The sequence below is a fragment of the Okibacterium sp. AC114 genome, from assembly GCF_979253355.1.
Genome location: NZ_CEEDBR010000001.1, coordinates 2,931,301 through 2,945,225, shown reverse-complemented (window position 1 = coordinate 2,945,225; position 13,925 = coordinate 2,931,301). Strand labels below are relative to the sequence as shown.

Here is a 13,925-nt window from a genome sequence, read left to right as displayed (position 1 = left end):
TTCACACTAGGTTTCGTCGCCCGGCTGTGCCGGGCCTTGCGCTTCGCCCCGACGAGTATTAGCACCCGCGTAGAGTGGGGATGTCGTCACCACATCTTCGACGACCCTCTTCTTCCCCCACCGCTCCGGCCGATACCGGCCCCGGTGGGCTGCGCAATGGGGCGCCCCGACACGTTAATCACGGCCCCTCGCGAGGTGCCCCAGCATGAAGGAGCCGCAATGGCTATCACCCAGAAAAAGTCCCCGTCAGACGCCAACCGTTATCGGCCAGAGCCGTCCGTGCTCACAGCCCTGAAGACGCCCCGCATCCTGACGCGCGAGGTGCTCGCCGGCCTCGTCGTCGCGCTGGCCCTCATCCCCGAGGCGATCTCGTTCTCGATCATCGCGGGCGTCGACCCGCGCGTCGGACTCTTCTCCTCGTTCGTCATGGCGGTGTCTATCGCGTTCCTCGGCGGACGCCCCGCCATGATCACGGCGGCCACGGGTGCCGTCGCGCTCGTCATCGCGCCCGTCGCCCGCGATTACGGCATGGACTACTTCATCGCCACGGTCATCCTGGCCGGCATCTTCCAGGTGCTGCTCGCGGTGCTCGGCGTGGCCAAGCTCATGAGGTTCATTCCGCGCAGCGTCATGGTCGGCTTCGTCAACGCGCTAGCCATCCTCATCTTCACGGCGCAGGTTCCGCACCTGATCGGCGTGCCGTGGCTCGTCTACCCGCTCGTGGCGATCGGCCTCGTCATCCTGGTGTTCCTGCCGCGCCTGACCAAGGTGGTGCCAGCCCCGCTCGTCGCGATCGTGCTGCTCACGGTGGCCACGGTCGTCACCGCGCTCAACGTTCCGACGGTCGGCGACCAGGGCGAGTTGCCGCGCAGCCTGCCGTCGCTCTTCATCCCCAACGTGCCGCTCACGGGCGAGACGTTCGCGATCATCGCGCCCTACGCGCTCGCCATGGCCCTCGTCGGTCTGCTCGAATCGCTCATGACCGCCAAGCTCGTGGATGACGTGACCGACACGCACTCCCGCAAGACCCGCGAGGCCTGGGGTCAGGGCGTGTCGAACATGCTGTCGGGCGTCTTCGGAGGCATGGGCGGCTGCGCCATGATCGGCCAGACCATGATCAACGTGAAGGCGTCGGGCGCCCGCACGCGCATCTCGACGTTCCTCGCGGGCGTGTTCTTGCTCATCCTCGTCGTGGTGTTCGGCGACATCGTGGCCGTCATCCCGATGGCCGCGCTCGTGGCCGTCATGATCATGGTGTCGGTGGGCACGTTCGACTGGCACAGCATCAAGCCGTCTACGCTGAAGGCCCTGCCCAAGAGCGAGACGCTCGTCATGGTCGTGACGGTGGCCGTCGTCGTCATCACGCACAACCTGGCTATCGGCGTCATCGTGGGCGTGCTGGCGGCCATGGTGTTGTTCGCGCGGCGGGTGGCCCACTTCGCAACCGTGACGCGCGACATCCGCGAGGTCGATTCGGATGCGGGCAGCCACACGTTCGGCGCCGAAGCCGACGCTCGCTCGGGCGCCTCGTCCGCCACGGCGTATTATCGCGTCGAGGGTGAGCTCTTCTTCGCCTCGAGCAACGACCTCACGACCCAGTTCGAGTACGCCGACGACCCCGACCGCGTGATCATCGACATGTCGGGATCGCACATCTGGGATGCCTCGACCGTCGCCGCACTCGACGCCATCATCAGCAAATACGAGCGCCACGGCAAGACGGCGACCATCACGGGCCTCAACGAGGCGAGTACCTCGCTGCGCACGCGCCTGGCGGGCAACCTCGGCGGCGGTCACTAACCCCTGGCGCCGTTCGCCTCGATGTGGCCTAGTCGACGGATTTCGCGGCCGAGCGGGCTCGCGCCCGCGCCTTGATCTCGAGGATGACGTCGGTCTTGGCGTCGGCGTAGGCGTTCATGTCGTCCCACTGCTGCGACATGAGGGCGCGCTTCGTGCTCTCGTAGAGCGCGCGGTCGGCGGTGTCGGAGCGCAGATGATTGCGCAACAGCAGGTATTCGTCGATGGCCGCGTTGCCGCGTTCGTAGATGTGCACATGCACATCGCGTTCCGGGGTGCGCACCATCCGATGCCCGGGTTCCCGCACGCGCAGCGCGTAACCGGCCGCCAGCAGGGCGTCGAGGTAGTCCTCCTCGGCCGTGATGTCGGCGACGGCTACGACGATGTCGACGATGGGTTTCGCCGCCAGGCCGGGCACGGAGGTCGAGCCGATGTGGGCGATGTCGACGGATGCGGGGGTGAGGGCATCCGCGATGCGCCGGCGGTGCTGCTCGAAGATCTCGGGCCAGCGCTCGTCGTAGTCGTGCAGGCCCACGCGCAGGGCCTCGGGGCCGCCCACGAGCTCGAGGTCGGAGACATCCGCCCGACGAGGGCCCGAGCTCGGGCGAGTGCCTGATTCGCCCGTCATTCAGCGTGCCTCGTGCTCGCGCAGCGCCGCAACGATCTCGTCAAGGTAATCGTCGACCTGATTCTGGTCGTAGCCGGTACGGAACTTCGTCGGACTGAAACGCGAAACGACGACCTCCTCCCCGCTGATGGGGTCCACCGAGCGGCGCCGTTCATAGCCGGCGAGCGTCTCGCGCACGCGGTCCATCAACTCGTCGACTTCAGTGGGCTCGTAGCCCTCGCGCCACCGCGTCGTGCCGAACTTCTTGGCCGCGACATCCTCTGAACGCATGCATCCCCCTCTGGTCTTCCTCGATCCTGCCACGCGATGAGCGGAATGAGCGGGATGAGCGGAACGAGCGCCATCACCGAGGCGGGCGCGGTGCGGGCGCGGGCGCCGGGCCACACCGGTTCGATGCCCCTCGGCGGAGGCCGCTCCACCTGCCGGTGGAGGCGACGCGCGCGACGCGTCACTAGCGTCGAAGCATGGGGATCAACGACGACCGAGCGGGCCACGATCCGCGGCACGAAACCGCCATCGAGGTGCGTGCGCTGACCAAGAATTTCGGCGACACCGAGGTGGTGCGCGGCGTGGACCTCTCGATCGCGCGCGGCGAGGTGTTCGGCATCCTGGGGCCCAACGGTGCCGGCAAGACCACGACCATCGACTGCCTCGCCGGCCTCAGCGCCGCCACATCGGGCTCGGTGCGCGTGCTGGGCCTCGACCCCGTCGCCGACCGGGCCGCCTTCACCGCCCGGGTTGCCGTTCAACCGCAGGCAGCCAGCCTCTTCGACCACCTCACCGTGGCCGAGACGCTGCGCCTGTTCGCGTCCTTTCACGAGCGCCCCGCCGCCCTCGAACCCCTCCTCGCCGAGGTTGGTCTGACGGCCGATCAGAGCATCCGCGCCAAGCATCTCTCGGGCGGGCAGACGCGTCGACTTCTGCTGGCCGTCGCCCTCGTCGGCGACCCCGAGCTCGTCATCCTCGACGAACCGGCCGCGGGCCTCGACCCGAGCGCGCGCCTGCACCTGTGGTCGACCATCCGGGCTCTGCGTGACCGCGGCGTCACGGTTCTGCTGACCACGCACGACATGGAGGAGGCCACGGCCCTGTGCGACCGGGTGGCCATCCTGGTGCGCGGCGAGATCGTCGCGTCGGGTTCGCCGGCCGACCTCGTGCGTCAGAGCGCGGGCGAGAGCACGGTGCGCTTCGTGGTGGCGGCGGGCACCGACCTGGGCCCGGTCGAGCGGATGGAGGGGGCCAACGCGGTGTCGTCCGAGAACGTGGCTGGCGGCATCCGTGTCGTCGTGAAAACGGATGACCCGGACGGCCTGTTGCGCGCCATCACCTTCACTCCGGGGCTGCAGGCGCGCGAGTTCGCTGTGCACCGCAGCTCGTTGCAGGACCTGTTCGTCGAGCTCGCCGAGAACGGATCGGCCGGCCCCGCGCCGATCCACACCGCGTCGACCCATGCCGAGGGGAGCGCCGAATGAGCGCCGTCACGCCGCCCACCGCCCGCCCGCGTGCCGCCCAACCCGCGCGCCGATCGCCCTTTGTCGAGGTGAGCCGCGCGAGCGCCCTCGAGCTGCTGCGCAACGGCAAGATCGTGGCATCCATGATGTTCATGTTCGGGTTCTTCCTGCTGCTGATCGTGTGGCTCGACGCGGTGCTGGCCGACAGTCCGGATGTCCCGGGCGGCGACTATCTGCGCCTCAACCTGGCCACCTGCATCGTCGTCGGCTATCTCGCCATCGCCATCACGGGAACGACCGTGCCCCTCGTCGCCCTGCGCGAACGCGGAACCCTGCGCCTGCTCGGCACCACACCGCTCAAACGGCTCACGTTCCTGCTGGCGCAAACCCCCGCCCGTTTCGCGCTCGGAGCCGCCGAGGCCGTCGTCATCCTGGCGATCGCCATCGCGCGCGGCTACCTCGACCCGATGCAGACGCTGCGGCTCAGCGTCACGCTGCTGCTCGGCCTCGTCATGCTGTTCTCGTTCGGCTACCTGCTGGCGTCGCGGTTGCGCAATGCCGAGGTGGCGAACCAGTTCACGGGGCTCATCCCCATTATTGTGCTGCTGACGTCGGGCACCGTGTTCCCGCCGTCGCTCTTTCCCGACTGGCTGGTGCCCGTGCTGAACGCCATCCCCACGGCCTGGTTCATCCAAGCGGCCGGCGCCGACCTGTCGGGGTACACGCCCTTCGCGAGCATCTACGTGCTGTGGGGGCTCATGGCCGCGGCCACGGTCGTCGCGACTCTGCTCGCGGCTCGACTGTTCCGCTGGGACATTCGCGAGCGGTGAGGCCCGTGGGCCGGCGGAGGCCCGGAGGCGGGGGAGCGCGGGGGCTCGCCGGCAGGTTGCGCGGCCTGATCCAGCGCGCCCGTCAGCGGGCGGGGCGGTCGTAGCGCGCGGCGTAGGGGCTGCCGGGGAAGGCGGCGAAAACGAGGAGCGCGAGGCCGCCGATCGTGGGCACGAGGCCCAGCAGCACGAACCATCCGGACAGGTTGAGGTCGTGCAGTCGGCGCACGTTCAGAGCGAGGTTCGGGATGAGCGTGCCCAGCAGGTAGAGAACGACGATGAAGCCCGTGAGGCCGGCCGGGAACGTGATCTTCTCGCTGACCTCGCCGTACTGGTCGATGCCGGCGGTGAGCCGCTGCAGCACGACGGCGAGGATGGGGCCACCGATCAGGACGACCACGTTGAGCAGCGCGATCCACCAGTACTCGCTGCGGCTCGATCGTCCCGCGAAGGTGGCATAGCGGGCGAAGAAGCGCCCGATCGCAACACCCGGAGATGCGCCGGGTCGGGGCGCGTCACCGGGGCGTCCCGGCGGAATGGGCGCAGGCCCGGGTGCGGGGGCGCCGGCGGTGGTGGCGGGGTATGCGGGGTAGGTCACGGCGAGTCCTTCTGGTCGTTCGAGTCGGGCGGGTCGTGTCTCGAGACTAGGTCGGGTCGCCGACGGGAGCGATGGGGAGAAGTGCCCGCCGGGTGAGGACGAGTCCCGTCACGCCGAGCACGACGGAGGCGAGCGTGACGAGCGCGAGCGGCAGGAATGAGGGTTCTTCGCCGGGCATCTGGGCGCTGAGCCAGCCGAAGAGGATGGCGCCCGACAGGACGACGGAGGGCAGCAGCCACCGGGCGAGGTCGCGGGGGACGCCGCGGCGGAACACACGCGGGTTGCTCAGGGCGCCGGCGATCGCGGCGGCGAGACCGAGCACGGAGCCGAGGCCGCCGAGCACGAACACGGCGAGCGTTACCGCGGCTGCCGTCTGCTGCTCGGGTGTGCGCGTCTGTTCCGTGTTCGGGCGGTCGAACGTGCCGGCTGGGAAGTCGAGGGTTGCTCCCGCATCGTCATCCGTGAGCTCGGAGGGATAGCCCGACTCGCCATTTCGCCACAGGTCGAGTGCGTGCGTTTGGATGCCCTCCGCCTCCGAGGATTCCTCGACAGAGGGAACCTTCGTGCCGGGCGTCGCCTCGAACTCGCCGAAGGGGATGACCGCGTCGCCGGGGGCGCCGGAGGTGTCGGATGACGCGATGCCCGAGGTGTTCCAGCCACCGGAGGTCTGCTCGGCGGCGAGTTCGTCGGGCACGCGCAGCTCGAGCCGCAGCGGAGAGGGAGCGGGGTCGCCGCCCCAGTTCGCGTCGTTCGCCCATCCGGTCAAGAGCGCGCCCCACGCCATCCGATCGACCGCTATGCCTGAGGAATCTTCGGCAGCCACGATCGGTGACGTGAGGGCGTATTCGATGCGGATGTCGTGAGTTCCTGTCAGCACCTGGGAGAGCTCGGTGGCGAGCAGGAGGGTGTCGGCATCCGGGGTCACGGAGAACTTCGCGGGCTCGCCATCGACCTTCACGCTCGACACCTCGAGGCCCAGGTCATAGCCGTCGAGGCTGCTGCGCCATTGCTGGGCGAATTGGGGCACGCGGGCGCCTTCGTCGCCGAACGACACCGAGACCTCCTCGGTCACCGCGAGTCGGGCACCCCCGTCATCCGTGCGCGTGAGTTCGGCGACCGCCTCGAGGGACTGCACCTTCGTGTAGAGCGTGCCGGGCACGTCGCCGCTGTAGGACCGATACTCGACGGGGCCGGGGTAGGGGTTCGGCAGCACGGCGACGGCAACGATCGAACCGGCCACGAGGAGCAGCGAGAGGCCACGAATGGCCGTGCGGGCGCCCGCCGAGAGGGATGATGCCGACGAGAAGTCGCCCCGGGATTCGCGCGAGCGGGCCGTCTCGCCGATGCTGCCCTCGATGAGCGCACTGACGCGCTTGCCCGCCTGGCGCGGCGGGCCGAACAGCACGGCGTAGGGCAGGAGCCGGTCGCCGATGGGCCCGCGGGCGGTGAGCTGCGTGCGCTCGGAGTACACGCCCACGCCGCGCAGGTGCTGCTTGACCAGGGCGCCGCGCCGGGTGAGGGGCCGCGCCGACAGGGCGATGACCAGCACGAACACCGCGAGCACAGAGGACAGAACGACGAAGGCCACGGGCCACCACACCACCGAGAGCGTCGCTTGATAGGAGAGCTGCCGCAGCAGACCCCACTGCACCACCGTGAGCGCGAGCGGGGCCGCGATGAAGAGGTCGCGCACGAACCCGCGGGGGGTGCGGCGCAGGCCCATCGTCAGCTGGGTGCGGCGTTCCGTGGCGACGGCCGATCGCAACAGCGCAAGAGGGAGGTCGCCGATGGTGCCGGTGCCCCGGGCGACGCGGGCGGCGGCGGCAAAACGTGAGGTGCGCTCATCCGAATCGAGCCCGCGCCGTTGGGCGGCGCTGAGTGCTGCCGCGAGCTGCGCCGCACGGGGACGACGCAACACCTGGGCCGCCAGATGTGGGCTGATGCCGGGCGGCGGTTCGTACTGCGCCACGAACCACGGCCGACCGCGCGCGTCACTCCACGCCACGGCGCGCGCGGCGAAGGCGAGCAAGAAGGTCAGGGCGAGGAAGACGAGCGGCGCGATCGGGCCATAGACCTGCACCCAGTAGAGCGGCGTCTGCGGGGGCATCGCAAAGGCGCCGGGCTCGAACGACATCACGAAACCGGCGTGCGCGTGCGGCGGCACGTTCTCGTCCGAGATGAAGCGGTAGGTGACGTCGTCGGGTGAACCCGTCGCCGACTGCGGCTCCGGGTCGAGCCACACGCCGCCCGCCGCCATGAGCCACGTCAGGCTGCTGCGCGGCTGCCGGATGAGCTGCTCGTCCACGTCGCGCGGGATCGTGACCGAGACGTCGAGCCCCGAGAGCCCTTGCGGCCAGGACGGGCCGAAGACATCCCATTTGAGCAGATCGACCGGGCGGCCCGTGTCGGCGTCCGTCGACGAAAAGGCCAGGTCGTGCAGGCTATAGCGCAGCACGAATTCGTGGGTGCCCTGCAGGGTGTCGTCGCCCTCGAGCGTGAGCTGCACCTGGGTGGGCGTGTCCGATCGGCCCACGTCGAGTGTCTTGCCATCCATCGTGGCTGCGATGGCATCCGGTGTGAGGGCATGGCCCTGGTACTGACTCGCGAGAGTGCGCTGGATGCCGCGCTCGCCGCCCGCACCGCCACCCTCGTCGCCCGAGGCATCCGGAAATTGTGCGGTGATGCGCTCTTCGACCTGCACGTCCATGCGGCCGTCGTCGGTGCGCGTGACGCGGTAGTCGGCGGTGAACTGCCGCGCGATCCACGTGTCGGTCACGTTTGAGGCCGACTCGGTGATGTCGTCGAGGGTGAGGGGTTTGTTGATGACCGGCCCCACGAGCAGCACGATGCCGGCGAACGCCACGAGCGCCCAGAACCCGCGCAGGCTGTAGCGCAGCCAGGGGCCGCCCTTCGACCGCAACCAGGCCTCGAGCGCCAGCAGCCACCGCGACAACACGACCCACAACGGGCTGTGTTTCGGGGCCGGGTCGGGGATGCGTTCGTCTGAAGCGTCAGCCCCCGCCGCGTCTGCGGGCGGCTGTGCCGGTTCCTCGGTCGTCACCCTTCGAGTCTGGCACAGCGCTGGGAGCAGGTCGGGCAGCTCAGGCGAACCGGCGCCTCAGGCCGCGCGGCTGTCCGCTCGCTGGGCGGTTCCCGTGCCGGAACGCATCAACGGCGAGCACAAGGTGCCGCAGAGCGCCGCCCACGAGATGGAGACCGCATATTCTCCGAGGCTCAGAAAAAGTGACGAAGCGGATTGGTGAACGCCATTGAGGGGGCTCAGAGACAGCACCATGAACAACACAAACGGCAGGATGACCGTCACCCCCGAGACTGCTCCGGCGAACCAGCTCGGGCGGGTGAAGAGCAGCGGAATCGTGAACATGCCCCCGGCGTAGAAGAGCACGCCGAGCGCGCACCACCCGAGGAGCGGAATGAGCAGCAGGAAGCTCGCGAACAGAGGCGTTCCCGGGCTTCCGTCACCGGCCCAGCCGAAAAGGAGGACATTCCAGACGATCAGCCCGAGCCAGGTCGCCGCGGTCGCTGCCACGGCGAAAACAGACATGTTGACGAGTCGCATGAATTCCCCCTGCGCAATGGTTGCACGCGACTGCTCTATCGAGGGATCGTCGAGCGCGGCCGGTTGCGGGAGAACGTCCGCGCGTGCCGAGGGCTTCTTCTGCTTTAGAGGTCGTCAAAGCCCGACGTTTGATCGTCTTCGGCGCCCTCGCGGGGTTTGGGCGGCCGGAGGTTGCGGGTCTTCTCCCGCATCGATTCCAGTGCCGTCGGATCGTCGAGATCGACGGCCCGGTCGACTGCCGGCGAGGAGAAGAGTTGGCTCGCAGGGCCGAGAAGAAGGCGGGCTTCACCGCGCAAGGCTTCGTCCGAGAGGGCCGGAACGGTCACGAGGTCCGATTTGCCGACGTTGGCCAGGGCGCGCGCATACTCGACGACGGCCGTGCAGATCTCATCTCCCAAGATGACGTATCCGCTCGCGTAGAAGAGCTTCTGCATGGTCTTCGTCCCCCTCCTCGTGACTGGTTCTGAGGACGACGTTAGATGACCCCCCGGCGTGCGCGTCAGGGATTGACCTCACCGAATCCGCCCGCTAGTTTCCGGCCCGGGGCTTCTGTCGGCGGGATCGTTCAGTCCTCGGGGTGCAGGCTCTCGTCGGCCTCGACGACGCGCCACGACGTGAAGTGCACGGTGAGGTCGGCTCGGGATGGCGCGCAGCACATGGGGCCAGCGGTGACCGCCGCGTCGGGGTCGAGGGGTGCGACGCGAACGAGGCGCCAGGCTTCGTCGTCGACGCGGGCACGGATGGTGAGAGCATCCCCGGATCGGCTGGCGCGAATCGTGACGAGCCGTCCATGCCAGCCGGGGATGGGGGAGAGGGACCAGTCGGACATGCCGCGCGTGACGACCGCTCCGAGGCTGTCTTCGCCGTCGCTACGTTCGACGCCGGTCTTGATCCAGGTGGTGTCGTCGACCTTGACGAAGATGCCCGCCTGGTCGAACTGTGCTTCGAAGTCGAGGTGGAACGCGACCTCCATGGCCGAGTTTTGCTCGAATGGCACGAGCAGGGCGTGTTCGGTGTCGTGGATGAAGCCGTAGGACGTGATGCGCCAGGCGTCACTTTCTTCGACGGCGGTCACGCGCATGCCGTCGTCGCCGATATCTACGCGCGCCGGGGGCGTCGTCCAGGTGCCTGCGGTCCAGTCGATATCGGTCATGGCGGATGTCCTCTCCTCAACGCGGCCCGGCCGGCCACGGCCCCAGCGTACACTTGTACACATGATGATCGACCACTTCCCCGGAGATTCCCGCAGCAACTACGAGCGGATGCTCGCCGGTGACGACTACATCGCCGACGACCCCGAGATGGCGCGTCGGGCCGGGCGCGCGGATCGCCTGGCCGACGCCTACTATCGAGCCACGCTCGCGGATGAAGCGGCCGCCCGTCCCCTGCTCGTCGAACTCCTCGGATCGCTCGGCCCCGACGCCGTCGTGAAGCCGCCCCTCTTCGTGGACTACGGCGAGCACATCCACATCGGCGCGCGCACGTTCGTCAACTACAACCTGACGGCCCTCGATGTCGCCGCCATCACCATCGGCGAGGACTGCCAGATCGGCCCGAACGTGCAATTGCTCACTCCGACGCATCCCGTCGAGGCGCAGCCCCGCCGCGACAAGATCGAGGGCGCCAAACCCATCACGATCGGCGACAACGTGTGGCTGGGCGGCGGCGTCATCGTGTGCCCCGGTGTGACCATCGGCTCGGATAGCGTGATCGGCGCCGGATCGGTCGTCACGCGCGACATCCCGGCCGGTGTCGTCGCGGTCGGCAACCCCGCCCGCGTCGTCCGCGCCATCGACGAGTCGCGGTGACGTCGGCAGGCCCTGAGCGGGCCACGCGCCGCACCGACCCGCACCGGCGGGAGCGCGTCATCGAGGCCTGCCTCGACGTCATCGCCGACGTCGGGGTCGACGGCACGACCCACCGTCGTGTGGCCGCCGCGGCCGACGTCCCACTCGGGTCCATGACCTACCATTTCACCGGCATGGACGAGCTCCTGCGCGAAGCGTTCACGCTCTTCGCCGATCAGGTCGCAACGCAGTTCGCGCGCCGCCTGGACAGCGCGACATCCGACGATGAGGCCGAGCGCGCCGTGGTCGACATCATCCTGCACGACACCTTCGGCACCGACCGCGATCTGGTCCTCACCCACGAGCTCTACACGCTCGCGGCTCGCCGACCCGAATACCGCACGATCACGCAAACCTGGATGGCTCGCAGCCGCGCGGCCCTCGAGCGGCACTTCGACCCGTCGACCGCACGCTTGCTCGATGCCCTGATCGAGGGGCTCACCATCCACCGCGCCCTCGACGTGACGCGGCCGGATGATGCACTCGTCGTCGAGGCCGTGCGCCGCATCCTGCGCCCCTGATCGGCCGGGGCACGACAGCAGGGGTTCAGGCTGCGGTCGTGGCGTTGCGGTACTGAGGCTGCGCGCGGAGCAGGATGATCGCCGCGCCCTCGAGGGCCGCGACGGTGATGACCACTGCCGCCACGAGAACCGCCCCCGCGGGGTGCGCGACGGACTGGCCGACGAAAGCCTGATAGGTGAGCAACACGGTTGCCAGTGCATACGCTGCCGCGGCGACGGCCACGATCCGCGTCTGCGTGCCGGGTCTGCGCAGGCGTGGGATGCGCGCGCCGACGACGCTCACGAGCAGGGCGAAGAGCGGGAGGATCTGGAGCGCGTGCATGCCGACGAAGTGCGCGACACGGTAGTCGCCGCCGACGAGACTCCAGCCGAGGATCGGTAGGCCGGGCCCGCCGTCCGCGATACCGACCGCGTGGGCCCCGATGATTCCGGTGGGCTCGGTGAGTTGGCTCGGGGTCGGACCCGTCATGAGGAAGGCTACGCCGATGCCCACGAGCGCTATGGCGGCGCCGGCTCGAACGGCGAGGGTGAGCGCCGGGGTCGGCAGGCGAAGGAAGACGAGCGCCACCGAGGTGAGGAAGGTCGCCAAGTACATGATCGTGATCGAAACGGCCATGATGGCCCAGACGATGACGTGCACGCCATCCGACACGTTGAAGTGGCTCGTCGTGCCGGTCGCCGCGGCCCACACGATGAGCACCTGTTCGATCGCCAGGGTGACGGCGATGACGGTGCCGAGGCGCCGCGCAAACTTCTGCCAGCGCGGCAAGTGGGCGATGAGCCACGCCCAGGTCACGGTGTAGAGCAGGATCGACAACGAGAACTTGAGCGGCTTCGCCCAAGCCGGAGCACCGAGGATGACGCGCGGGTCGAGCCACATTCCCACGAGCGCGATGACGGCGCAGACGGCCATGAGGCCCGCGACCGTCATGAGCGGCGGATGCCAGGCGAAGGCGCGGCGCATGGCCGCGATCAAGGGATGGCCGCTGCTGGGGCCGGAGCCGGAACCGGGGCCGGCCCCGGCGTCGTCGCCCATGGGTGTGAGGGTGACGCGGGTCGTCATGACTGGGCGCCTTCCATGTCGGCGCCGGCGTTCGAAGCATGATCGCTCACCGGGAAGAGGTCGTGCGTCGCGTCCTGCTGCGCGAGGCGACGGAGCCCCGCGAACAGCGGATCGCCGAGCACGGTGCCGACCACCATCAACTCCGCGATCGCGTCGCGCTCCTGGCGGCCGTGCAGCGCGGCGACATCTGCCCGCGCGGCGGTCGCGGCCGCGTTCAGGTAGGCATCGAGGTAGGCGTCGGGGGCATCGAATCCGATCGTGCGAAGCCCGTCCAGCGCCCGGGCGGCCGCCTCGAGGCCGGGGTTGTCCGAGGTCGTGCACCAGCCGGCCGCCGACACGCGCCCCTCGATGCGGTCCCGCGACTCCTGGCTGGCGCCGTTGTCCTGTGATCGACTGCTCGTCATCGCATATTGCGCGGCGGCGAAGACTTCGGCGAGGGGAGCTGCGTCGGCATCGAGCACGGCCAGGATCTGCTTGGTCACGGCCACCGACAGGCCACCGGTCTCCAGGAGCGCGCGAACCAGTCGAACGCGCTCGACGTGTCGCGTGTCGTAGGTGGTCTGGTTGGGCGCGGACTTCTCGCCCGGGGGCAAGAGCCCTTCGCGTTGGTAGTACTTCACGGCCGTCAATGGGACGGAGGCGGCTTGGGCAACTTCGGATATTCGCACTCTCCGATAGTGGCACTATCTATTCAGGGGCACAAGAGGCAATGGGTCTGAACGTGCATGATTGTCAGTTTCTCTCTGCCGTCACCTCGGCCGTGAAACTCTTCGCCGGGCGACCGCAGGCGTCTCGCGATAGCTACTGATCGCCCAGGGCCTCGGCGGCCAGCCGCTGCAGCGCCAGGATGTGGGCGTCGAACGTGTATTGCCCGAGCGGCGTCAGGCTGAGCGTGGTCGTGAGGCGCTTGTCGGTGCGGCTCGAGGAGGTCGACTTCTTCACCGTCACGAAGCCCAGTTCGACGAGGCTGCGGACCGTCTTCGAGAGGTTCGCCTCCGACAACCCGAGCGTGTCTTTCAGAACCGAGAACTCGGCGCTGTCGACGGGGCGCAGCAGGCCGCAGATCCGCAGGCGGTTCGGTGCATGGATCGCTTCGGAGAAGCGCGCGTCATCGGCCACGCCGCAGCTCCCGGTCGAAGGCGCGGTCGTAGGCGCGGCCGCCCAGCCACATCACCAGGAACGCCGCGAGGGCGCTCGCAATGATCCACACGCCGTTCCCGGTGGCGGCAAGGGCGAACGACACCCCGAGCAGCAGCACGATGACGACACCCATGACGATGGCGACGGTCAGGCTGCGCGGTCCAGCCGTGTGGGTGATCGTCACGCCCGTCTTCTTTTGATAGGCCAGCGCGAGAAAGACGATGCCGAGCGAGGCGAACGTGACCAGCAGGGATTGCCAGATCGTCCCGGTGCCGATGGGCGAGCCGATGATCGCTGCGGTCGCCAAGCTGAGAAGCGGGTAGTACCAGCGCGGCGTGGCGACCCGATCGGCTAGGGCCGAACGGTCGGACTGGAGCGCACCCAGCGCCTCGCGAGCATCCCTATTGCGGTCGTCGGCAGGGTAGTGAGAGCCTTCGTAATGACTTTCCATGTTGGAAACCATTTCACATGCC

General features: G+C 68.8%; 15 protein-coding genes and 1 pseudogene. 5 read left to right on the top strand and 11 right to left on the bottom strand.

Features of this window, described 5'->3' with window-relative positions; all coding sequences use genetic code 11:
• Positions 1 to 219: 219 nt before the first annotated feature.
• Positions 220 to 1,800 (top strand): SulP family inorganic anion transporter, encoded by a 1,581-nt coding sequence (locus tag ACZ6IE_RS13645; protein WP_464608409.1) that lies wholly within the window; start codon positions 220 to 222, stop codon positions 1,798 to 1,800.
• 28 nt (positions 1,801 to 1,828) lie between these two features.
• On the opposite strand, the gene ACZ6IE_RS13640 is transcribed toward ACZ6IE_RS13645, so the two are convergent.
• Positions 1,829 to 2,425 carry a GrpB family protein gene (locus tag ACZ6IE_RS13640; RefSeq protein ID WP_464608408.1) on the bottom strand — a complete coding sequence of 199 codons (597 nt, stop codon included), beginning with the start codon at positions 2,423 to 2,425 and terminating at the stop codon, positions 1,829 to 1,831.
• Positions 2,426 to 2,443: 18 nt separating this feature from the next.
• Positions 2,444 to 2,611 (bottom strand): annotated as a pseudogene (locus tag ACZ6IE_RS13635) (DivIVA domain-containing protein); the annotation flags it as partial.
• 278 nt (positions 2,612 to 2,889) lie between these two features.
• On the opposite strand from ACZ6IE_RS13635, the gene ACZ6IE_RS13630 reads away from it, so the two are divergent.
• Together ACZ6IE_RS13630 and ACZ6IE_RS13625 are read left to right on the top strand one after the other, a co-directional pair.
• The gene (locus tag ACZ6IE_RS13630; RefSeq protein ID WP_464608407.1) at positions 2,890 to 3,897 is read left to right on the top strand and encodes an ABC transporter ATP-binding protein; all 1,008 of its coding nucleotides are present in this window, start codon (positions 2,890 to 2,892) and stop codon (positions 3,895 to 3,897) included.
• Positions 3,894 to 4,706, top strand: a complete 813-nt coding sequence (locus ACZ6IE_RS13625; RefSeq protein ID WP_464608406.1) for an ABC transporter permease — start codon at positions 3,894 to 3,896, stop codon at positions 4,704 to 4,706. Before ACZ6IE_RS13630 ends, ACZ6IE_RS13625 begins: the two co-directional genes overlap by 4 nt.
• Before the next feature lie 82 nt (positions 4,707 to 4,788).
• On the opposite strand, the gene ACZ6IE_RS13620 is transcribed toward ACZ6IE_RS13625, so the two are convergent.
• The 5 genes from ACZ6IE_RS13620 to ACZ6IE_RS13600 all read right to left on the bottom strand — a co-directional run bounded on the left by ACZ6IE_RS13620 (position 4,789) and on the right by ACZ6IE_RS13600 (position 10,034).
• A complete protein-coding gene (locus ACZ6IE_RS13620; RefSeq protein ID WP_464608405.1) occupies positions 4,789 to 5,301 on the bottom strand; it encodes a DUF805 domain-containing protein in 513 nt (170 codons plus the stop codon).
• A gap of 46 nt (positions 5,302 to 5,347) precedes the next feature.
• Positions 5,348 to 8,362 (bottom strand): DUF2207 domain-containing protein, encoded by a 3,015-nt coding sequence (locus ACZ6IE_RS13615; RefSeq protein ID WP_464608404.1) that lies wholly within the window; start codon positions 8,360 to 8,362, stop codon positions 5,348 to 5,350.
• Positions 8,363 to 8,419: 57 nt separating this feature from the next.
• A complete protein-coding gene (locus tag ACZ6IE_RS13610; RefSeq protein WP_464608403.1) occupies positions 8,420 to 8,881 on the bottom strand; it encodes a hypothetical protein in 462 nt (153 codons plus the stop codon).
• A gap of 104 nt (positions 8,882 to 8,985) precedes the next feature.
• Positions 8,986 to 9,315 (bottom strand): hypothetical protein, encoded by a 330-nt coding sequence (locus tag ACZ6IE_RS13605; RefSeq protein WP_464608402.1) that lies wholly within the window; start codon positions 9,313 to 9,315, stop codon positions 8,986 to 8,988.
• 131 nt (positions 9,316 to 9,446) lie between these two features.
• Positions 9,447 to 10,034: a DUF1349 domain-containing protein gene (locus ACZ6IE_RS13600; RefSeq protein ID WP_464608401.1), complete on the bottom strand. Its 588-nt coding sequence runs from the start codon at positions 10,032 to 10,034 to the stop codon at positions 9,447 to 9,449.
• Positions 10,035 to 10,095: 61 nt separating this feature from the next.
• On the opposite strand from ACZ6IE_RS13600, the gene ACZ6IE_RS13595 reads away from it, so the two are divergent.
• Entirely contained in the window at positions 10,096 to 10,689 is a 594-nt protein-coding gene (locus ACZ6IE_RS13595; protein ID WP_464608400.1) for a sugar O-acetyltransferase, read from the top strand.
• On the top strand, positions 10,686 to 11,249 hold the full coding sequence (locus tag ACZ6IE_RS13590) for a TetR/AcrR family transcriptional regulator (protein WP_464608399.1): 564 nt from the start codon (positions 10,686 to 10,688) through the stop codon (positions 11,247 to 11,249). The genes ACZ6IE_RS13595 and ACZ6IE_RS13590 overlap by 4 nt, the downstream gene beginning before the upstream one ends.
• A gap of 25 nt (positions 11,250 to 11,274) precedes the next feature.
• On the opposite strand, the gene ACZ6IE_RS13585 is transcribed toward ACZ6IE_RS13590, so the two are convergent.
• The 4 genes from ACZ6IE_RS13585 to ACZ6IE_RS13570 form a co-directional block, all read right to left on the bottom strand.
• Positions 11,275 to 12,312 (bottom strand): hypothetical protein, encoded by a 1,038-nt coding sequence (locus tag ACZ6IE_RS13585; protein WP_464608398.1) that lies wholly within the window; start codon positions 12,310 to 12,312, stop codon positions 11,275 to 11,277.
• Positions 12,309 to 12,980: a MerR family transcriptional regulator gene (locus tag ACZ6IE_RS13580; RefSeq protein ID WP_464608397.1), complete on the bottom strand. Its 672-nt coding sequence runs from the start codon at positions 12,978 to 12,980 to the stop codon at positions 12,309 to 12,311. The genes ACZ6IE_RS13585 and ACZ6IE_RS13580 overlap by 4 nt, the downstream gene beginning before the upstream one ends.
• Positions 12,981 to 13,113: 133 nt before the next feature.
• Positions 13,114 to 13,431 carry a transcriptional regulator gene (locus tag ACZ6IE_RS13575; RefSeq protein WP_464608396.1) on the bottom strand — a complete coding sequence of 106 codons (318 nt, stop codon included), beginning with the start codon at positions 13,429 to 13,431 and terminating at the stop codon, positions 13,114 to 13,116.
• A complete protein-coding gene (locus ACZ6IE_RS13570) occupies positions 13,421 to 13,903 on the bottom strand; it encodes a hypothetical protein (RefSeq protein ID WP_464608395.1) in 483 nt (160 codons plus the stop codon). The genes ACZ6IE_RS13575 and ACZ6IE_RS13570 overlap by 11 nt, the downstream gene beginning before the upstream one ends.
• Positions 13,904 to 13,925: the final 22 nt, after the last annotated feature.